This window comes from Acidobacteriota bacterium (assembly GCA_018001935.1).
Lineage (GTDB): Bacteria > Acidobacteriota > JAAYUB01 > JAAYUB01 > JAAYUB01 > JAGNHB01.
The window spans coordinates 1-20,895 of sequence record JAGNHB010000070.1 but is presented as its reverse complement, the minus strand read 5'-3'; the positions used below and the strand labels follow the sequence as shown (position 1 = coordinate 20,895).

At 67.1% G+C, this 20,895-nt stretch carries 12 protein-coding genes; 6 read left to right on the top strand and 6 right to left on the bottom strand.

Annotated features, from left to right (window positions below; all coding sequences use genetic code 11):
* Window position 1 precedes the first annotated feature (1 nt).
* From KA419_18645 to KA419_18625, 5 genes are all read left to right on the top strand, one after another.
* On the top strand, window positions 2–196 hold the full coding sequence (locus KA419_18645; protein MBP7867953.1) for an addiction module protein: 195 nt from the start codon (window positions 2–4) through the stop codon (window positions 194–196).
* 123 nt (window positions 197–319) lie between these two features.
* Entirely contained in the window at window positions 320–1,261 is a 942-nt protein-coding gene (locus tag KA419_18640; GenBank protein MBP7867952.1) for a hypothetical protein, read from the top strand.
* Window positions 1,262–1,354: 93 nt separating this feature from the next.
* Complete coding sequence (locus KA419_18635; GenBank protein ID MBP7867951.1) at window positions 1,355–1,942, top strand: NAD(P)H-dependent oxidoreductase; 588 nt, start codon at window positions 1,355–1,357, stop codon at window positions 1,940–1,942.
* A 291-nt stretch (window positions 1,943–2,233) separates the two neighbouring features.
* Window positions 2,234–4,258: an alpha-glucosidase C-terminal domain-containing protein gene (locus tag KA419_18630; GenBank protein ID MBP7867950.1), complete on the top strand. Its 2,025-nt coding sequence runs from the start codon at window positions 2,234–2,236 to the stop codon at window positions 4,256–4,258.
* A 208-nt stretch (window positions 4,259–4,466) separates the two neighbouring features.
* Window positions 4,467–5,576 carry an ATP-dependent 6-phosphofructokinase gene (locus KA419_18625; GenBank protein MBP7867949.1) on the top strand — a complete coding sequence of 370 codons (1,110 nt, stop codon included), beginning with the start codon at window positions 4,467–4,469 and terminating at the stop codon, window positions 5,574–5,576.
* A 392-nt stretch (window positions 5,577–5,968) separates the two neighbouring features.
* Here the strand turns inward: KA419_18625 and KA419_18620 are convergent, their stop codons facing one another.
* From KA419_18620 to KA419_18595, 6 genes are all read right to left on the bottom strand, one after another.
* On the bottom strand, window positions 5,969–6,832 hold the full coding sequence (locus KA419_18620; protein MBP7867948.1) for a class I SAM-dependent methyltransferase: 864 nt from the start codon (window positions 6,830–6,832) through the stop codon (window positions 5,969–5,971).
* 980 nt (window positions 6,833–7,812) lie between these two features.
* Window positions 7,813–8,376, bottom strand: a complete 564-nt coding sequence (locus KA419_18615) for a sigma-70 family RNA polymerase sigma factor (protein ID MBP7867947.1) — start codon at window positions 8,374–8,376, stop codon at window positions 7,813–7,815.
* 102 nt (window positions 8,377–8,478) lie between these two features.
* Window positions 8,479–11,148: a response regulator gene (locus KA419_18610; GenBank protein ID MBP7867946.1), complete on the bottom strand. Its 2,670-nt coding sequence runs from the start codon at window positions 11,146–11,148 to the stop codon at window positions 8,479–8,481.
* The gene (gene ispG, locus KA419_18605; GenBank protein MBP7867945.1) at window positions 11,145–12,239 is read right to left on the bottom strand and encodes a flavodoxin-dependent (E)-4-hydroxy-3-methylbut-2-enyl-diphosphate synthase; all 1,095 of its coding nucleotides are present in this window, start codon (window positions 12,237–12,239) and stop codon (window positions 11,145–11,147) included. Before ispG ends, KA419_18610 begins: the two co-directional genes overlap by 4 nt.
* Window positions 12,240–12,262: 23 nt before the next feature.
* Entirely contained in the window at window positions 12,263–13,687 is a 1,425-nt protein-coding gene (locus KA419_18600) for a sigma-54-dependent Fis family transcriptional regulator (GenBank protein ID MBP7867944.1), read from the bottom strand.
* A 16-nt stretch (window positions 13,688–13,703) separates the two neighbouring features.
* A complete protein-coding gene (locus KA419_18595) occupies window positions 13,704–16,655 on the bottom strand; it encodes a PAS domain S-box protein (GenBank protein MBP7867943.1) in 2,952 nt (983 codons plus the stop codon).
* A gap of 186 nt (window positions 16,656–16,841) precedes the next feature.
* Here KA419_18595 and KA419_18590 point away from each other — a divergent pair.
* On the top strand, window positions 16,842–20,895 hold a 4,054-nt coding region (locus KA419_18590), incomplete at its 3' end, for an endonuclease/exonuclease/phosphatase family protein (protein MBP7867942.1).

Below are 20,895 nucleotides of genomic sequence, written 5' to 3'. Positions count from 1 at the left end.
CATGACGTCGGAAGGGAAAGCGGTCCTTGAAAACGCCCTGGCCCTGTCGCCCGTCGAGCGGGCTTCCGTGATATCAGCGCTGCTGGCGAGCTTCGACCGTGCTTCCAGGGCAACCCTCGATGCGGCGTGGGCGACGGAGGCGGAAGACCGGATCGATGCCCATCCGGGGTTGTCTGGCTTCGGTTCCCCTCGATGAGGTATTCGACAGGATCAACACTCGATGAAGGTCCGATTTCTCGACGTCATGCACCTGCATCGTCACCCCCGACATTGGAAGGGGCGGGAGGAAAGCACGGAATGAGCAGGAGCGGATTGCCCCTTGAGCCCGGGATTTGAACTGTACCGACAAGTCTCGTACGTCCCCTGGTGCGGCCAGTTGCCCTGGCACACCCTGGCGCTGGGGGCCCTCCTGGCCCTCTTCGGCCTGCGCGGGGCCTTTTCGTGCCGGTTCTGGGCGGAGTCCCGGAACAGAGCGTTCCTGCTGGAGTCGGCCCGCTTCATGCGCGGGTTCCAGGCCTTCCTGGCCGTGGTATTCGGTTTCTCGTGGGCCGTATCCCTCTGCTACGAATCCGGTTGGTTCGAGCCCGGGATCCGGTGGGCCGACCGGCAGACCGGCGTCCCGTGGTGGCTGGTCGTCCTGAACGTCGTCGTGGGCGGTTTCTCCCTGTGGGTCTGGACCCGTTCGGTCCGGCGGGGGCGGGAAGCGGCCGGCCCGGGCGCCCGCAACACCGCCGGCCGGGTCGCCGCGATGCTGTTCCTCCTGGTCCTGGTGGTGGTCCCCTTCTTCCAGTCCTGGCTGGTTCTGCACCTCGGTCTTTACTACCGGGCACCGAGAAAGTGGTCAGCTTGGCTGGCGATCGTGCCGTGGTTGATCAGCCTGTTCATTCGCCGTGAAGTGTGGGCGAAAACCATTCGCTACCTCTCGGCTGCGTTTTTTCTCGGCTGCTTTGCCTATTTCTTCGTATTCAGCCTTTACACTCATTTTCTCCTGCCGGAGTCCCTCGCCTACTCCCAGGAGGTGGCCGACCGCCTTCAGCACATCAAGGAAGCGAGCGGACAATATCCTGACCGGATCGACCCCGAAACCCTGATGGGGAAGAAACCGCCACTCTTGATTCGAACCGAGGGAAACAACTACTACAACAAATCGGAAACCGGGTATTACGAATTGAATCTCAGGACAATCTTTCCAAGTTCATTTGTTTCCTTCAACAGCATGGGCAGGAAATGGGAAGCCTGGTTTTCCAACTTTACAGAGTGATGATCCGGGGATCCTTTTCTCAGGGTCCATCATCCAAGCGAGTGATTACCGAACGGCTCGTTCGAGTTCGAAAATGAAAACGGAGGGAACATCATGAACGTCGTCATCCTGTATGCCCACCCCAACCCCGAAAGCTACAACCACGCCGTGCTGGAGGCCGTCCGGGGCGAGCTGGCGGCCGCCGGGCACGCCGTCACCGTGCGGGACCTCTACGCCCTGGGCTTCGACCCGGTCCTCAAGGGGGCGGACTTCGCCGCGTTCAAGGTGGGAGAGACGCCCGGGGACATCGCCCGGGAGCAGGCCTTCATCCGGGACGCCGACCTGGTGGTGGCCGTCCACCCCGTGTGGTGGTTCAACCAACCGGCGATCCTCAAGGGCTACATCGACCGGGTCTTCTCCTACGGCTTCGCTTACGCCGTCGGCGCCAACGGCATCGAACCGCTCCTCAAGGGCAAGAAGGCCGCGATCCTCAACACCACGGGCGGCGACGAGGCCGTCTACGTGAACTACGGCTTCAAGGACGCCCTGCTCAAGACCCTCGACGCCGGGATCTACGGCTTCTGCGGCATGGAGGTGGTGCTGCACCACTTCTTCCACGCCGTGCCGCAGCAGCCCCGGGAGAAACTGGCAGCCGATCTGGCGGACCTGAAAGCCCTGGTCCGGGAGAAGTTGGCCGGCTGAGCGCGCGCTGCCGAACGCACCTTCAGGGCCCGCCGGCAAAGGACGAAAGGACCAAAAGGACCAAAAGGACCAAAGGGACATAAAGGACGGCAGGGGGCACGGCGAGGTTCTTCCCGCGGGCCCCTCTCGACCGCTTCAGGTCTGCCGTCCCTTTGGTCCTTTGAGTCCTTTTGGTCCTTTTGTCCTTTCCCCCTCCGGGCCGGTTTCCGGCGGTCTTCACGAGGGGGTGCCCCGCCCGCCGCTTTGGGGTATAATCCCTTCCCGAGACCACGCGTCGGAAAGGGGGCCGCCATGATCCGTTCGCAGTGCAACCCAATGTTCAGGCTGGCGTTCCGGGCGGTTCCGGCCGTGGCTGTCCTCTGCGCGGCCCTGGGGTGGGCCGGGCTTGCGGCGGGGGCGCCAGTCGAGCCCGCCGGGCCGGTGGCGGTCGACAAGCCTGCCCGGCCGGTGGCGACCTCCGGCTCCCGGCCCGAGAAGACAGCGGCTGTCCCGCCCCCTGCGGCCGCCCCTGCGGCAACCCCGGCGCCGGCGACCGACTTCGTCCCCGCCTGGGCGCGGGAGGCGGTCTGGTACCAGATCTTCCCCGAGCGCTTCCGCAACGGCGACCCGGGCAACGACCCGCGGGTGGAAGACCAGGACGGGGCCTACCCGCACGATATCACCTCTCCCTGGCAGCTCCACCCCTGGACCGCCGACTGGTACGCGCTCCAGCCCTACGAGCGGAAGAACGGGAAGGACATCTGGTACAACCTCCAGCGCCGGCGCTACGGCGGCGACCTCCAGGGGGTCCTGGACAGGCTGGACTACCTGCAGCGACTCGGGGTGAACGCCCTCTACCTCAACCCCGTCTTCGATTCCCCCTCCTCCCACAAGTACGACGGCTGCTCGTGGCACCACGTGGACCCCACCTTCGGCCCCGACCCGGCGGGCGACCGCAAGCGCATTGCCGCCGAGGACCCCGCCGACCCGAAGACCTGGGCCTGGACCGCCGCCGACCGGCTGCTCCTGAAGCTGGTGCGGGAAGTCCACCGGCGGGGGATGCGCCTGATCCTGGACGGGGTCTTCAACCACCTCAGCACCCGGAGCTGGCCCTTCCGGGACCTGGTCAAGCGGGGGAAGGCCTCGCCCTACGCCGACTGGTTCAACGTGACCGACTGGGACCAGCCCGGTCCCCTGGGCGTCCCGTTCAGTTACGCGGGGTGGTTCGGCGTGGCGGAACTCCCCGAGATCCGCCAGGACGAGGGCGGCACGGTGGAGGGCCCGCGCCGCTACGTGTTCGCCTGCACCCGGCGCTGGATGGACCCCGACGGCGACGGCGACCCGTCCGACGGCATCGACGGCTGGCGGCTCGACGTGGCCTTCTGCATCCGCCACCCCTTCTGGAAGGCGTGGCGCACCCTGGTCAAGTCCGTCAACCCGCGGGCCTACCTGGTGGCGGAGGTGGTGGACACCCCGGCCGCCACCGCCCCCTACGTCCAGGGGGACGAGTTCGACGCGGTGATGAACTACAATTTCACCTTCGCCTGCTGGCAGTTTTTCATCGAGGGCCCGCGCCGCATCGACGCGAAAGCCTTCGACACCCAGCTGCGGACGCTGCGGGAGGCCTTCCCGCCCTGCGTGGGCGCCGTCGCCCAGAACCTCCTGGACAGCCACGACAGCACCCGGATGGCCTCCCACGTCGTGAACGGCCCCCACCTCTTCTTCGAGAAGTGGGGGGAGTACTACGGCCTCTCGAAGGGGGACAACCCCCGCTTCGACACCCGGCGTCCCACGGCGGACGAGCGCAAGCTCCAGCTCTTGGCCGTCGCCTTCCTGATGACCTACCCCGGGGCGCCCATGGTCTACTACGGCGACGAGGCCGGGATGTGGGGCGCCAACGACCCCTGCTGCCGCAAGCCGATGGTCTGGGACGACCTCCGCTACGCCCCCGAGGCCGTGCTGCCGGGCGGGGGCCCGCGCCCGAAGGCCGACCCCGTCGCCTTCGACCGGGCGGTTTTCGAAACGTTCCGGGAGTTGATCCGGCTCCGGCGGGCGCACCCGGCGCTGCGGGAAGGGGATTTCCGGGCGCTGCGAGCGGGCGACGACGGCGTCTACGCCTTCTCGCGCGCGGCGGGGGGCGAGCGGGTGGTGGTGGTCCTCAACCGGGACGCGGAGGCGAGAACCGTCACCCTGGAGGGAGTGAGCGGCCGGTTCCGCGAGCTGTACGGTCCGCGGGGGCCGGCGCCGCGGGTTTCGGGGGGAAAGCTGACCCTCACGGTTCCCGCCCGCTCGGCGAGGATCCTGTGCCAGGCCGCAGGGGCCCGGAGCGGCAAATAGCGCTCAAAGGACAAAAGGACCCAAAGGACCAAAAGGACCTAAAGGACAGCCGATAACTCCTACAACTCCCATAATTCCCATAGTTCCCATAATTCCCATAATTCCCATCACTCCCCTCCCCCATCTTCTCTCTCCTCTGGTTGCCCCTGCCGCTTCCCCCGGCCCGTTTCTGTTGTATAATGCCTCATCTTTCCGCAGGAGCGTCACCATGACCGACGGCACCATCCAGCGAATCGGCATCTGCACCGGGGGGGGCGACGCGCCGGGCCTCAACGCCGTCATCCGCGCCGTGTCGGTCTCGGCCATCAATCGAGGCTGGGAGTGCTACGGGATCGCCGAGGGCTTCAACGGCCTCCTCTTTCCCGAGCGCTTCCCCGGCTGCGGGCTGGTCCGCCTCGACCGGGACCGGGTCCGCGGCATCACCCACCTCGGCGGGACGATCCTGGGGACCACCAACCGGGGGAACCCCTTCAGCTACCCCGTCACGGGGCCCGACGGCGTCACGCGGGAGACGGACCTCTCCGACAACCTGATGAAAGCCTTCTGGATGCACGGCATCTACCACCTGGTGGCCGTGGGCGGCGACGGCACCCTGGCCATCGCGCACGGCCTGGAGAAAAAAGGTCTCAAGGTGGTGGGGGTCCCCAAGACCATCGACAACGACCTGGACAAGACGGTCATCACCTTCGGATACGACACCGCGGTCAGCTTCGCCACGGAGTGCCTCGACCGGCTCTACGCCACCGCCCAGTCTCACCAGCGCATCATGGTGGTGGAGGTGATGGGGCGCTACGCCGGCTGGATCGCCCTGAACACGGGGGTTTCCGGTGCGGCCCACACCATTCTCATTCCGGAGATCCCCTACGACATCCGGAAGGTGGCCGAGCACCTGAAGAAGCGCGCCGAGCGGGGGCGGCCCTGCTCCATCGTGGTGGTGGCCGAGGGGGCGAAGCCCATCGACGGCGACGCCGCGGTCGTGGAAAAGCAGGTCGGCCGCGCGGAGCGCCTGGGGGGGATCGGGGAGAAGGTCACCCGCCAGCTTTCCGAGCTGACGGGGAAGGAGTGCCGGTGCGTGGTGCTGGGGCACCTGCTGCGGGGCGGGAGCCCCACCACCTTCGACCGCCTCATCGCGCTCCGTTTCGGCGCCGCCGCGGTGCGGGCCCTCCACGAGGGGCAGTCCGGGATCATGGTGGCCCTGGACCCGCCGCGGGTGCGCTACGTCCCGCTGGGGGACGTGGCCGGACGCTTCAAGGCCGTCCCGGTCGACTGCGACACCATCCTGACCGCCCGCGAACTGGGCATCTGCTTCGGGGACTGACAAACCACGGAAAAGCTTGCGAAACCACGGATGAACACGGATGGACACGGATCGATCCGGGAATTGACCACGGAATACACGAAATACACGGACGAAGAAGACAGAATTCAGGAGACAGGACAAAGGGGGCAGGCGATGACGCGGGGCTTGCCCGCGGCAAACGGAGGCGCCTCCTCCCCGTGCCTACGAGCCTCTGTAAGAGAAATTCCGGATGGATCTCTGACGGAGGCACAGGGGTACGGAGGGTGCGCGGCCGGTGCGGGAGACGTCGGGAGAACGGGAAATCCCGCCCCCGCCCGTGCCCATCGGCGTTCATCCGTGTTCATCCGTGGTTACAACAGATGATGGCCGGCCGGGGTTGAACTCCCGTTTCACGCGCCGGCCGGCGGGCTTTATGCCCCGACCTCCAGTTGGTAGTAGTCGGTGAACATTACCCGTGCGGCCAGGCGGTAGGGCAGGTGCTTGAGCGCGTTCAGCAGGCCCGGGGGGACGTCGAAGGTCTTCCGCTCGTGCAGGTCGCTTTCCACCCGCAAACCCGCCCCCTCCAGCAGTCGGCGGAATTCCGCCCGGTCCCAGTGATTCACGTGCGGCGTGTCGAAGAAGAGGAGACGTTTCGCCCAGCGGGAAAAGGTGTGGACGAAAACCCGCACATTCCCCCCCGGCCGCGCCACGCGGACGATCTCCCCGATGACCCCCCGGGGGTGCCGGACATGATCGAGGACGTTGAAGCAGAGGACCGTGTCGAAATACCGGTCGGGGAAGGGGAGCCTTTCCGCCGGGAGGGAGACCATGGGCGCCGGCTCCCAGCCCGGGCGGGTTTCCACCAGCTTTTCCCGGTGGTAGAAGGACGCCAGGGGATCGATGCCGAGGGGGCGGACGCCTTCCCCACGGAAGAAGTTGAGCACCGACACCGGGCCGCAGCCGACGTCCAGGACCTTTCCGGGCGGGAAGGGGCCTCCGGTTTTCTCCACCACCCCGGCCCAGTACGCCTCCAGGGAAACCCGCTGGTAAACCGCCATGGACCGCCAGCGCTGCCAGAAGGCCCGCTCCGCCGCCTGGGCCCGTTCCCAGGCGCGGTCCCCTCCCCCCGCCGGCAAGCTCTCCCCGGGCTCGGCGAGCACGGCGTGAATGCCGTCGCCGGCGGGGACGGTCGCCAGGGCTTCCCCCCCGTCTCCCGGGAGCCGGAACGCGCCGTCCCCGGCCCAGTATGCGAGATCCGCTCCTCCCGTCACCTCGTAACCCGGCCGTTGCGTCATCGGCGTCTCCTCTGAAAGGCCGGCATTATACCACGCCCCGATCGCCGGATCACCCCTCGATGACAAACAGGGATGAGGCGGGGAAATCGTCCTCCGGGTGAAACCACCCCTCGAAACGGAAATCCGGAAACGTGTTTGCGTTCCCCTTGGCGTGCTCTGGTGCGCCAGGGAAAGCCTGGCCGATCTACCTGACTGAGAGGTGTCAGGCGTGATAATTGCTCATTCATCATGTAGTTGCGGTCTCCTGCGCGAGAGTGATCAAGCGTGGGGAGCAGGCCGGTCTCCAACGCGAGGGCGCGTTGGGGGCGACGGGGGGAGAACCCTCCCGGACAACGAAGGTGCGAGCCCTAACGATTGTGAACCCGATTCGGCCTCGAAACGCAAGGATGATGGTGGCCAGCTAACCAGAGCAGTGCTTTTGCATCCCCCGCTGCCGCGTTCCGGGGGCGGCGACGCGGGCGCCCCGAACGAGCGGCCCGTTGCACGTTTGCGGCCGGCGCCCGCGTCTTGCCCCCGGCTGGGACGCCCCCTCCCCTTCAGGGAGGGTCGGTCCCTCGAAGCGCCAACTCCGGTTGGGCGCCGCGAGCGTCCTATCTGGTTCGATTGATGATCCTCCTCCCCGATTCCCCTAAGGGGAAAGGCGTTTTAGCCCGAGGCAAGCCGCGGACGCCGGGGAAACCAGGCCGGGGCGCGAAAAGTTGACGGGCGTCCGCGGCGCCGCCCCGGGGAAAAGACGTGGCAGCGAAGGGGCGAACCCGCCCCGAAGGCGGCGGGAGGAACGCGTCGCTTCCCAACCCTGCGCCTTTGAATAAGGAAGGTGCCCGAAGAACCATCTTCCCTGGCCCGCAGCATCTTTGGTCGCGACGGTGGCGGCGATACCGACGGCGATGGCGATACCGATTGCGATTGCGATACCGATTGCGATACCGATACCGATACCGATGGAAACCCCGCCGGACCTACAGCCTACAGCCTACAGCCTAAACTCTTATCACCCGCCTCAGGTTCTGCCGGGCTTCGAAGAGCCGGGACTTCACGGTCTTCTCGGGGAGGTCGAGGATGACGGCCATCTCCTGGTAGGAACAGTCCATGAAATGCCGGAGGATGATCACCACCCGGTGGTCCGTCGTCAACCGTCGCAGCGCCCGGTCGATGGCCTCCGCCCACTCCCCGCGGAGCACCTCCCGCTGCGGGCCGTCCTCGGCGCCGGGTTCGGAGAACCCGTTCCCGGGCGCCGTCAGGGACCTCCGGGCGCGGTTCCGCTGAAGGCACCGGAGGGCCTCGTTCACCGCGATCCGGTAGAGCCAGGAGAAGAAGGGGAGGTCGTCGCGGTAGGAGGGCAGGTGTTCGAAAGCCCGGAGAAAGGTCGACTGGCAGACGTCCCGGGCGTCCTCGGCCTCTCCCAGTATCCGGAAGGCCGCATTGAAGACGGGGCGGTGGTAACGGTGGACGATCTCGTTGAACGCCTCGCGGTCACCGGCCCGGAATCGGGAAACGAGGTCGGCGTCGAGGCCAGGGTGTCGGTTTTCCGGGGGTGTCGTCATTCAACCTGCCAGTTCAACCCTTTGGTGCACAATCGATCCCGTTGAACGGATTCCAATCTTACTACAGCCTCCCCAGCCGGACAAGAGGGAATCCGGCGGTCGTCACTCACCCAGTTCACGTTCCCACGCTCCCGAGGCGAGGTAGGCCAGGACCGCTTCCACGTCCGTCGTGAACGCGGAGCCCAGCGAGGCGACCAGGGGAGCTTTCCCGTCCCGGGCGGCGGTTTCCAGTTCGTGCCCCAGCCGGATGATCCGCTCGGAGAAGTAACCCGCGACGCCCCGGATGCGGTGGGCTTCCTCCGCCGCCGCGTCGAAGGCCGACCCGGCGATGGCTTCCTTCAAGGCCGCCAGGCGCGGGGGGATCTGGGTCTGGAAGCGCCTGGCCAGCTTCGCGAACACCTCCCGGTTGCCCCCGAGGTCGTCGAGGATCCTCCGGATCGGGTACATGGCGCTCTCTCCCTGGACCGCGTCGGGTGCGGGGGCGCTCGGGGAGATCACGGCCGGGGCGGTGCCGGGCCCCGGCGCGGGGGCAAGCGAGTCCAGGAGGGTAAAGAGGTCCCGGGCCCGCATGGGCTTGCTGAGGAAGTGGTCCATGCCGGCCTCCAGGCACCGCTCCCGGTCGCACTGGAGGGCGTGGGCCGTCAGGGCGACGATGGGGATGTGCCGCCCCGTCGCCGCTTCGGCCTCACGGATCTTCCGGGTGGCGGTGATGCCGTCCATGCCGGGCATCTGGACGTCCATCAGGATCACGTCGTACGCCGCCTCGGCGGCGCGAAGCACCGCCGACCGGCCGTCGGACACGGCGTCGACCCGGTGCCCGGCGCGTTCGAGCATGGTGGAGATGGTGACCGTGTTGATCTCGTTGTCCTCGGCCAGGAGGACCCGCATCCCGGCCTTCCGCCCGTTGGCGAAACCCGAGTCCAGGGTCGCCAGTTCCGCCTGGAGCCGGGGCTGGTTCAGGACGGCCTCCACGGACTCCCAGAGTTCGGCCGGGGTGCAGGGCTTGACCAGAGCGGCGACGAAGCCCTTCTCCAGGCACTTGGCCAGGTGGGCCCGGTGGCCGGCCTGGTGGAGGGCGAGGATGGGCGGGGATACGCCCAGGGGGACCTGGGCGATGAGACCGGGGAGGGTGTCCCCGTCGGACCGGGGCATCCCGACGTCCAGGAGGATCAGGTGGTGGGGCGGGACCTCCTTCAGCACCGACCGCAGCGCCGGGGTGGAATCGGCTTCCGTGGCCGAGGCGCCCAGGGACTCGAGAAGAGAGCGGAGGTACGCGCGGTTGAGGGGGTGCCGGTCCGCCACGATCATGCGCAGGCCGTCGAACGGGTGCGGGGGGGCCGGGACGGCCGCTCCCGCCACCGCCTGCGGGAGCCCCAGGCGGAGGGAGACGTGGAAGTCGCTTCCCGGCGACGTTCCGCGCCCCGCGCCGAACCTGGAGGGGCTCTCCACGTGGATGTCCCCCCCCATGAGGCCTGCGATCGCCCGGGTGATGGAGAGGCCGAGGCCCGTGCCCCCGAAGCGTCGCGTCACGCTGGAGTCGGACTGGGCGAAGGGCTCGAAGACGACCTCGAGCTTGTCGGCCGGGATGCCGATCCCCGTGTCCGACACCGTCAGGTGCAGGACGATCTCCTGGCCGGCCGGGAGGTCGGACGCGACGCGGAGGGTGACCTCGCCGCTTTCGGAGAACTTCACCGCGTTCCCCACGAGGTTCACGATCACCTGTTGCAGGCGGACCGGGTCGCCCACCAGGGTTTCCGGGACGGCCGGGTCCACGTGGAAGGCCAGGTCGAGGCCTTTCTCGGAGGCCTTGACGGCCCCGGGCCGGAGCGCCGTCGCCACCACCTTCCGCAGTTCGAAGGGGACCGGCTCCAGCGCCATCTTTCCCGCCTCGATCTTGGAGTAGTCCAGGATCTCGTTGATGATGGACAGCAGCGACTCGGAGGACGACAGCACGGTCTCCAGGCAGCGCCGCTGCTCGGGCGCCGGTTTCATGTCAAGGGCGATCTCCGTCATCCCCATGATCCCCATGATGGGGGTCCGGATCTCGTGGCTCATCAGGGCCAGAAACTGGCTCTTGGCGCGGGCCAGGAACTCGGCCCGGTCTTTTTCCTGCTCCAGTTCCGCCGCGTGCAGCTCGGCCCGCCGGGCATTGATCAGGGACTCCCAGTACTGGCGGTGGATGATCCGGGCTTCCAGGGCCAGAAACAGCACGAAGAGGAAGCACAGGACCCCGATGGCCGCGCCCCGGGGCGGGTCGAGGGGGAGGCAGACGAAGCCCGGGGGGGCCATGAGGATCAGCATGTAGAGCTGGTTGAGGAAGAGCCGGGGGGAGTAGATGAGGATGGACCCGGTGCAGATGCCGGACATCATCACCAGCATGAGGAAGAAGTCGATCTCGAAACCGCGGTCGAGGATGCACAGGCAGCACAGGCCGGACCAGAGGGCCGCCGAGAGGAGGAAGCACGAGGCGTCCACGCGGGCCCACAGCCGCGGGTGCTTCGGGCGAAGGGCGTCGTACCCGAGGGAAACGGTGGTGCGGACGGCGAAGAGGGCGACGAAGGCCGTCAGCAGGCCCATCATGAGCGGGAGGTTGGACCGTCCGAAGGTGGTGGTGCCGGTGAGGACCAGCAACAGCAACACGTACGTCAGGGCCCCGGGTATGGTCCGTTTCGCCAGCTGGCGCTCGGCCTGTTCGCGGAGGGCCTCCCGGGACCCGGAGGGTACCCTCGAGGTCGCTTCGCTGCTGTCGATGAAACTTCGAACCCGGATCATTCCGGCCTCCCGTTCGGCCCGGCGCCGTCGTCACCGGCAAGGCCCAGGACCTCGGCGACGAACTCCTCCACAAGGCGGTCGTTGGGGATGACCTTCACCTGGCGGCCGGACCGGAAGATCAGGGACCGTTTCCGGCCGCAGGCCAGCCCGATGTCGGCGTCGGCGGCTTCGCCCGGGCCGTTCACCTCGCAGCCCATCACGGCGATCCGGAGCGGGGCCTTCAGGTGGGACAGCGCCCGCCGGACCCGGGAAGCGACGTCGATCAGGTCCACCGTGGTGCGGCCGCAGGTGGGGCAGGAGACGAACCGCGGCCCCCGCTGCCGGACCCCCGCGGCGGAGAGGATCTCGAAACCGGCGCGAACCTCCTCCTCGGGAGGGGCGGTCAGCGACACGCGGATGGTGTCGCCGATCCCGTCCAGGAGCAGGGCGCCGATCCCCACGGCCGAGGCCACCGTCCCGGACCGGGCGTCCCCGGCCTCCGTGACCCCCAGGTGCAGCGGGTAGTCCACGCGGGCCGCCATCGCCCGGTAGGCTTCGACCATCTCCGGGACGTCCGACGCCTTGAGGGAGATCACGATGTCCCTGAACCCCTCGGCCTCCAGGAGGGCGACGTGGCGGAGGGCGCTCTCCACCATGGCCCCGGGCGTCGCCCGCCCATGCCGCTCGAGAAGGTCCCGCTCGAGGGAACCCGCATTTACCCCGACCCGGATGGGGACGCCGCGGCGGGCGGCCTCGGCCGCCACGAGGCGCACGCGCCGGGCCGAGCCGATGTTTCCGGGGTTGAGGCGCAGCTTGGCGACGCCGGCGTCCAGGGCGGCCAGGGCGAGCCGGTAGTCGAAGTGGATGTCTGCCGCCAGGGGGACGGGGGACTCCCGACAGACGGCGGCCAGCGTTTCCGCGGCGGCCCGGTCGGGGACCGCCAGGCGGACCAGTTCACAGCCGGCGTCGGCGAGGCGGCGGACCTGCGCCGACGTGGCGGAGGCGTCGTGGGGGTCGGTGTTGGTCATGGACTGGACGGAGACCGGGGCCCCCCCGCCGATGCAGATTTCCCCCACCCTGACCGGCCGGCTCTCCCGACGCTTGACTTTCATGCCGTCTCCTCCCGGGCCCGCGCTCAGGGCAGGGTCGCAGGTTCCGGCCCGGCGGTGGTCCGGATCCCCAGTCGCTTGATCTTCTCGTTCAGGGTGGTGGCGTTGAGCCCCAGGGACTGGGCGGCCCGCTTCTGGCTTCCCCCCGACCGCTCCAGTGCGGCCAGGATGAGGTTCCGTTCGTAGGACGCCAGGGCGTCCTTGAGGGAGACCCCTTCCGGCAGCATGTCGGGCGGGCGGGGCATGGGGGCGGCCTGGGGGAGGAGCTCGGGGGGGAACAGGTCGGGGGTGATGATCCGGTCTTCGCCGCTCAAGACCACGGCCCGCTCCAGGGCGTTCTCGAGTTCCCGCACGTTGCCGGGCCAGGCGTGGTTCATGAGGATCCCCATGGCCTGCTTGTCGAGGGTGCAGAGCGGTTTTTCGTTCTCCCGGCAGTACTTCTCGACGAAGTGGTGGACCAGCAGCGGGATGTCCTCCGGGCGCTTCCGCAGGGGCGGGATGTCCATCTTGATGACGTTGAGGCGATAGAAGAGGTCTTCCCGGAACCGGCCCTGGGCGACCAGGTCCTTGAGGTCCTCGTTGGAGGCGGAGAGAAGGCGGACGTCCACCTTGATGCTCTCGAGGTCCCCCAACCGCCGGAATTCCCGCTCCTGGATGACACGGAGGAGCTTGGCCTGGAGTTCCATGCTGAGGTTCCCGATCTCGTCCAGGAAGATGGTCCCGCCGCCGGCGGCTTCGAAAAGGCCCTTCTTGGTGGCGACGGCGCCGGTGAACGCGCCTTTCTTGTAACCGAACAGCTCGCTCTCGAGGAGTTCCCCGGGGATGTTGCCGCAGTTGAGGGGGATGAAGGGCTGGTCCGCCCGGGTGGAGCAGTTGTGGATGGCCTTGGCCACCAGTTCCTTTCCGGTTCCGCTCTCCCCGACGATCAGGACCGTGCTCTTGGTGGGGGCCACCTGCTGGATGAGCCGGAAGATCTCCTGCATGCCGTGGGATTTCCCGATGATGGCGTCGAAGGAGGCCTGGACCAGGAAGCTCTGGCGCAGGTAGAGGTTCTCCATCACCAGGCGCCGCTTCTGGAGCCCGTTCTTGATGACGAGGAGCATCTCCTCGTTCTTGAAAGGCTTGGCCACGAAGTCGTAGGCCCCGTCCTTGACCGCCTGGACCGCGTTCTCAATGGTCCCGAAGGCCGTGATCATGATGACCACGGCGTTGGCGTCCATCTGGCGGATCTCCCGCAGGACCTCGAGGCCGTCCCGCCCGGGGAGCATGAAATCGAGCAGCACGAGGTCGCAGGGCTGCGAGGAGAAGAGCTCGAGGCCGGTGTCGCCGTTGAAGGCGGTGTCCAGGTGGTACTTCTCCTTCCGCAGGAGGGTGGAGACCACGTCGTGCATGATCTCCTCGTCGTCGATGAGGAGGATTCGTTCGGGCCGGTTGTCGTTTTCCTGGTTCATGAAAGGGTGTCCTTGATCAGGCCACGGTGGCCGAGGCCTTCCTGCCGCGCGGGAGTTTGATGGTGAAGCAGCTCCCCTCGCCGGGGCGGCTGTCCACGAAAATGCGTCCGGCGTGCTCCTGGACGATGCCGTAGCTGACCGCCAGCCCCAGGCCCGTCCCCTTGCCGGTGTCCTTGGTGGTGAAGAAGGGGTCGTAGATCCGGTGGATCATGTCGGTCGGGATTCCCCGGCCGTTGTCCATGATCTGGATGTTGACGAACTTGTCGTCCGAGAAGGTCCGGATCGTCACCCGGCCGTTGGCGGAGACCGCGTCGCGGGCGTTGAGGAGGATGTTGATGAAGACCTGCATCAGCCGGCCCTCGTTGCCCTTGACCACGGGGAGGTCGGGCTGGAGGTGGCGGTCCAGGGCGGTCTGCTGCTTCCGGAACTGGTGCTCGATCAGGTTCACGGTTTCCTCGATGACCTTGTTCACCTGCACTTCGAGGAACTCGTCGGTGTTCATCCGGGAGAAGTTCAGGAGGTTGCTCACGATGTCCGAGGCCCGGAAACACTGCTTCTCGATCTTCCGGAGGATATCCTGGTGAGGGCTTTCGGAGGGAAGTTCGTTGATCAGGAACTGGGTGAAGCTGCTGATCCCCGTCAGCGGGGTGTTGACCTCGTGGGCCACGCCGGCGGTGATGAGGCCCAGGGAGGACAGTTTCTCCGTCTGGAGGAGCTGTTTCTCGAGCTGGACCTTGGCCGTGATGTCGTCGAAGACCATGAGGGTGCCGATGGGCTGCCCGGCGGAGTCCAGGAAGGGGCTCACGCTCAGGTTGATGAAGCGGGCCTCGCCCTGGACGTTCTCCATGAAGAGTTTGTAGATGTTGGCGGTCTCCGCCGAGGCCGCCAGGCTGTCGGTCCCCAAGGCCTTCAGGATGGAGGCGTAGACGTCCGCCGGGAAGACGTCCTCGAAACGCTTTCCCAGCGATTCCCGGGCCCTGAGGCCGAAGATGTGCTCCATGCAGGAGTTCCACGTGGTGATGGACCCGTGGGGGTCCAGGGCGACCACCCCGACGCTGATCCCCTCGATGATGCTCTCGCTGTAGGCCTTCAGGGACTCCAGTTCGCGCGCCTTGTTCTGGAGGCTCCAGTAGAGCCGGGCGTTCTCGAGGGCGATGGCGGCGTAACCGGACAGCATCCGGAGGAGGTCGACGTCCTCGGACGACAGGAAGGTCTCCCACCGGCTCCGCCCGAGGGCGATGGCGCCCATGACCTCGTTCCGGAAGACGAGGTGCTGGAAGTAGTAGAGGGAGAGGTTCTCGTAGAACGTCCGCAGCACGTTCAGCCGGACGGCGTCCTTCTCGTCGAAGACCCGGTAGGGTACGGGGAGGGCGTCCGTCTCGCTGATGAAGAACTCCTCGGGGATCTCGAACACCGAACGGTACGCCGGGAGGTTCGTCAGCCCCACGTGGGCCACGAGGGTGAAGCGCGTGTCCTCGTGGGAATTCTTGAGGAAGATGGCCACGGTCTCCACCTTGAGGGACTTGACCACCCGGTCCATGATGGTGGAGGTCACGGTCTGCAGGTCGTTCTCGGCCCCCAGCGTGCGGCCGAACTCGATCAGGGAGCGGCGGTGCTTGTACTCCTCCTTGTAGAAGAAGCGGTCGACCTCCTGCTGGACCCTCGACCGGATGGGTGCGAAGAGAAAGGCCGCCGCCAGGGCCGAGAAGGCGATGGTGAGGGTGTCGGACCCCGGGAAGATGGACTGGAAGATGAGGCCGCTCAGGCCGATGAGGAGGAAGTAGATCAGGAGGATAGTGGCGCTGGCAATGAAGTAGGCCGCGCCCTGCTTGAGGATGATGTCCACGTCCGTGAGGCGGAACTTCATGATGGCGTAGGCGAACGACAGCGGCAGCAGGGCGAGGGAGAGGATGGAGGCCTGCATGGCCGAGGTGATTTCCAGGTTGAGCATGTAGGGGAGGAGGTAGAGGAAGCAGAAGGGGAGCACGGCGAGGACGGTGCCGGTGATGATCCACTTCATCTGCTGCTTCAGTTCGGGCGTCTGCAGGGTGAACCGGTTGTGGAAGAGGACGCCGATGCTGAAGACGAAGTAGGTGATGAAGTAGATGATGTGGATGTTGTCCAGCAGTTCGAGGGTGTAGGGTCTCAGGATCAACCCGAAGGGCTTGAGTTTACCGGAGAACCAGAGGACCTCCACCAGGAGCAGGAGGACGGAGGGGCCGTACAGGAGGGTGAGCATCAGCCCCTTGTTGCGCATGGCGCTCTTCCGCACCGGGAAGTTCAGGCAGAAGTGAAGGAAGAGGGGCGGAAGCACCAGCATGGAGAGGACGGACATCCAGTAGACGACCTTGTCCAGGAAGGTCAGGTAGTTGGTGTAGCTGTAGAGGTAGAACACGTACGCGAACAGGCAGACCAGGAAGAAGTGGATGCCCCCGCGGTTGCGCCAGGAGCGGACGAAGACGATGGTCCCGATGAAGAGGTAGAGGAAGGCGAGCAGGATCTGGAAGAAGTCCTTGATGTTGAGGATCGGGCGCCCCGCGATCACGACGGTCTCGTTCTTGATCTCGTCGGTCTTCTTGCACCAGAAACGGTAGACGGCGGTCTCCCCGGGGCGGAGTTCGAAGAGGAGGTTCAGGTACTCGTTGCGGTCCTTGATCTCCCGCCGGTTGATGGCCAGCAGGCGGTCGCCCGGGGCGATGGAGGCCAGGCCGGACTCCTTGTCCACGCTCTTGACCACCATGTTCTTTTCCTGCTCGTCCCAGGTGATGAGATCGGTGGGGTCGCTCCACCGGATGCGGTCCGCGAGGTTGAGCAGGCCGATGCCCAGGAGGAGGATGCCGAGGGCGGCCATGACGTAGATGGTCCCCTTGGGCGAACGGACGACACCGTACCCCTTCAACAGCAGCGCCCGAAGGCGGATCGTCAGGGGGCGTCGGGTCGTTCGCGGCCGTCTCGGTTTGTCACGCATCACCCGTCTCCCGGCGGGCATTATACAACAACTTCCGGGGCAGCTCCGCCCGGATTGGCGAGATTTTTGCCGGCCTCCCCGGGAACCGGCCCGCCGGGCGGAAGGCCCGCCCGGCCGAATTATTTCCTTGCCCCCCGGGCCGGGCGGTGCTATAGTGAAATCCGATTCTCTCTCGGGGGTGATCCCATGAAATTGCAGGAATTGCAGCATTGTTACGTGTCGGTGTCCGGGCCTCGGCGTTTTGTCGCCGCGCTCGTCTTCGGGCTTCTTCTCCTGGCGTCCGGAATCCCCTTCGGGGTCGTCCCCGGGCAGTCCATCAGCCTGTCCGTGACCTACACGCAGAACTTCGACACGCTGGCCAACACGGGGACCACCAATCCCTGGACCAACGGGACCTCCCCCCTCAGCGGTTTTTACGCCGGGCAGCAGAACGGGACCCTGTCCACCTACCGGGCCGACAACGGCGGCAGCAACTCCGGCGCCCTCTACAGCTACGGCGCCACCGGCAGCACGGAGCGGTCCCTGGGGTCCGTCTCGTCCGGGACGCCGGGGACGCTCTACCACGGGGCGCGCTTCGTGAACGACACCGGGGGCGCCCTGGTCGGCCTCTCGATCGGGTACACCGGCGAGCAGTGGCGCTGCGGCGGGAACACCACGCCGCACCGGATCGACTTCCAGTACCAGATCGGGCCCGCGGGGTCCATCGCCGACATCAAGTCCGGGAGCTGGACCGACTTCGACGCTCTCGACTTCACGGGCCCCGTTGCCACCGCCACTGCCGGCCCCCTCGACGGGAACGACGCCGCGAACCGCCTGGTGATCGCCCCGCTGCAGCTGCCGGTGAACATCCCCGACACCTACGAGTTCTGGATCCGGTGGGTGGACGTCAACGACACGGGCTCCGACCACGGCCTGGGGGTGGACGACCTCTTGGTCAGTCGATACGGCAGCGGGGGGGTGAGCCTCTCCGTCGGCGACGTCACCGTGCTGGAGGGCAACTCGCCGACCACCACCACGGCCACCTTCGTGGTGTCCCTGTCCGGCCCGGCGCCCGCGGGCGGCGTCACCTTCGACATCGCCACCGCCGACGGGAGCGCCACCACGGCCAACAACGACTACCTTCCCCGGTCCCTGAACGGGGTGACCATCCCCGAGGGGTCCTCCTCCTACAACTTCGACGTCACCGTCAACGGCGACGACACCCAGGAGGTGACCGAGACCTTCACCGCCACGGTCGCCAACGTCGTGGGGGCCTCGGTGCTCAAGGACACGGGCACCTGCACCATCACCAACGACGACTTCCCCGTGATCCCCATCCACGACGTGCAGGGGAACGGGGACACTTCGCCCTTCGACGGCGTTCAGGTCACGGTCCGCGGCATCGTCTACGCCGTCACGTACGCCGGCTTCTTCATCCAGGCCCTGCCGGGCGACTACGACGCGGACCCGTTAACCTCCGAGGGGATCCTGGTCTACACCGGCTCCCCGGTCCCCGCCGAGGCGGTGATCGGGAACCAGGTCCTCGTGACGGGGACCGTGGACGAGTACTACCCCTCGGGCGACCCTTACCGCTTCATCACGGAACTCACCAACAACACCGTGATCGTCGAGGCGACGGGGCAAACCCTCCCGACGCCCGTGACCCTCACCGCCGCGGAGATCTCCCCCACCGGCCCCGTCAACCAGCTCGAACGCTACGAGGGCATGCGGGTCCACATCGACTCCCTGACCACGGTCTCGGGGACCTTCGGCCGCTGGATTTCGGAGGCCCAGTCCCTCTACGCCTCCACCGGCAACTTCTACTGCGTCCTGACCGGGACGCCGCGGCCCTTCCGCGAGCCGGGGATCGAGGCCCCCTGGCCGATCCCGGTCCCGCCCTGCTGCATCCCGCGCTTCGACGCCAACCCCGAGCGGGTTGCCCTGGACACGGACGTCCTGGCGGGAAGCACGGCGCTGGACGTGACCGCGGGCGTGGTCATCACCAACGTCACCGGCCCTCTGGACTACGCCGCACGGACCTACACCATCTACCCGGAGCCGGGCTACACGGTCGGGACGAACACCACGGCCCAGCCGGCCCCGATGCCGCTGTCCACCGACGCCAACGTGGCGTTCTGGAACATGCACCACTTCTACAACGACATCAACGACGCGGGGGGCGACCTGCAGCTGACCACCCCCGCCTACCAGGGCCGGTTGAACAAGGCCTCCCTGGCCATCCGGAACCTGTTCCACACGCCGGACATCCTGGCCGTCATCGAGATGGAGAACCTGGCCACGCTGCAGGACCTGGCCAACAAGGTCAACGCCGACGTGGTGGCCGGCGGGGGCGCCAACCCCGGCTACGTCCCCTTCCTTTTCGAGGGAAACGACCCCTCGAACATCAACGTGGGCTTCATGGTCAAGTCCAACGTGACGGTCTCCTCCTGCACCCAGATCGGGAAGGACGACACCTTCATCCGCGAGGACACGGGGACCCCCGCCACGTTGCACGACCGCCCGCCCCTGGTGCTCATGGCGTCCGTCCAGCCCGCCGTCGGGCCCGCGGTGCCCCTGGTGGTCATCGTGTACCACCTGCGTTCCCTCGGCGGCGTGGACGACATCGCGGGCGGCGTGTTCGAGCGCCAGAAGCGAATGCTCCAGGCCGAGGCCATCGGGTCCCTCGCCCAGAGCTACCAGGCGAACCCCGCCAACCTCGTGGTGGTGGGCGGTGACTTCAACGCCTACGAGTTCAACGACGGGTGGGTGGACTGCATGGGGATCGTCCGGGGCAACCAGGTGGGCGCCGACCAGGTCTACAAGTGGTCCGCCGCCGGCGACCTGGTGGAGCCTAACCTGGTGGAACTCATCAGCCTGCTCCCCGCTGACCAGCGCTACTCCTACACCTACTTCGGGAGCGCCCAGACCCTGGACCACGCCCTGGCGTCCCAGAACCTGCTCCCGGAGCTGACCTACTTCGGCGAGACGCACGTCAACGCCGATTTCCCCTACGTCTACCGCAACGACACCACCCGGCCCGAGCGGCTGTCCGACCACGACTGCTTCCAGCTCTACGTCCGGTCCCCCATCCCCCAGATGGTCACGCAGCCCGTGGGTGGGGCCGTCTGCATCGGGCAGACCTTCACCCTCAGCTGTACCGCCACCGGGAAGGAAACCCTCACCTACACCTGGTACTGGGGCTACCCCGGGGACACCTCCACGCCGGTGGGGACCGGCAACCCGCTGGTCTTCACGCCCATGGCCGGTTCCAACCCGTACTACTGCCGTGTGTCCAACCTGTGGGGATATGCCGACAGCAGTGTCGTGATGGTGACCGCGAATGCCACCACCGGCATCCTGAACCAGCCCCTGGACGAGACCATCTGCGAGGGTGAGATCGCGCACCTGCAGGTGGGCGCCCTGGGGGCCGGGCTGACCTACCAGTGGTACGAGGGTACGACGCCCATCTTCGGGGCCGACGACTACTTCCTGGAGGTCTCCCCGACGGTGAGCACCGACTACTGGGTCCGGGTGACCGGGGACTGCGGCACGGTGGACAGCACCGTCGCCACCGTGACCGTCAACACCGGGGCGGCCATCGTCGGGGCGACGTGGAACCAGTCGATCTGCGCCGGCACCCGGGCCACCCTGAGCCTGACCGTCTCGGGGACCGCCCCGACCGTCCAGTGGTTCTGGAGCCCGGACGGGGTCAACTACACCCTGATCCCGGGGGCCTCCTCGACGACCTACACGACCCCGCCGCTCTTCGCGCGGACGGTTTACATGGCCCAGGTGGACAACGCCTGCAGCGACGACCAGAAGATCATGGTGGTGGACGTGGTGACGCCGCCCGCCGTCACCGGGGTGACCCCGGAGACCCTGCGGGTCAACACCGGCCACAGCGCCCTCCTGACCGTCTTCTACGTCGCTTCGGAGCCGGTGACGATCCAGTGGTACGAAGGGGAAACCGGCGACGTGTCGCACCCGGTGGACGGGGCGACCTCCGCCGTTTTCCACACGCCGCAGGTCTACGCGGACACCCGCTACTGGGCCCGGGTGACGAACGCGTGCGGGGCCTCCGACAGCCTGGCAGTCCCGGTCTCGGTCTGGAACGTGTACTACCTTCCGCACGTGGTGTCGACGTCCGAGTGGTGGACGAAGGTGAGCATCGTGAACGCGGGGGGGCTGAACCCGAAGGCGGGGGAGGCGGTGGACGAGGTGGAAGTCCGGGCGTACAACTCGGCGGGGGGGCTGGAGGAGG

Coding starts and splice junctions, on each gene's coding strand:
- KA419_18645 (MBP7867953.1), top strand. CDS start 2: ATGACGTCGGAAGGGAAAGCGGTCCTTGAAAACGCCCTGGCCCTGTCG.
- KA419_18635 (MBP7867951.1), top strand. CDS start 1,355: ATGAACGTCGTCATCCTGTATGCCCACCCCAACCCCGAAAGCTACAAC.
- KA419_18630 (MBP7867950.1), top strand. CDS start 2,234: ATGATCCGTTCGCAGTGCAACCCAATGTTCAGGCTGGCGTTCCGGGCG.
- KA419_18625 (MBP7867949.1), top strand. CDS start 4,467: ATGACCGACGGCACCATCCAGCGAATCGGCATCTGCACCGGGGGGGGC.
- KA419_18620 (MBP7867948.1), bottom strand. CDS start 6,832: ATGACGCAACGGCCGGGTTACGAGGTGACGGGAGGAGCGGATCTCGCA.
- KA419_18615 (MBP7867947.1), bottom strand. CDS start 8,376: ATGACGACACCCCCGGAAAACCGACACCCTGGCCTCGACGCCGACCTC.
- KA419_18610 (MBP7867946.1), bottom strand. CDS start 11,148: ATGATCCGGGTTCGAAGTTTCATCGACAGCAGCGAAGCGACCTCGAGG.
- ispG (MBP7867945.1), bottom strand. CDS start 12,239: ATGAAAGTCAAGCGTCGGGAGAGCCGGCCGGTCAGGGTGGGGGAAATC.
- KA419_18600 (MBP7867944.1), bottom strand. CDS start 13,687: ATGAACCAGGAAAACGACAACCGGCCCGAACGAATCCTCCTCATCGAC.
- KA419_18595 (MBP7867943.1), bottom strand. CDS start 16,655: ATGCGTGACAAACCGAGACGGCCGCGAACGACCCGACGCCCCCTGACG.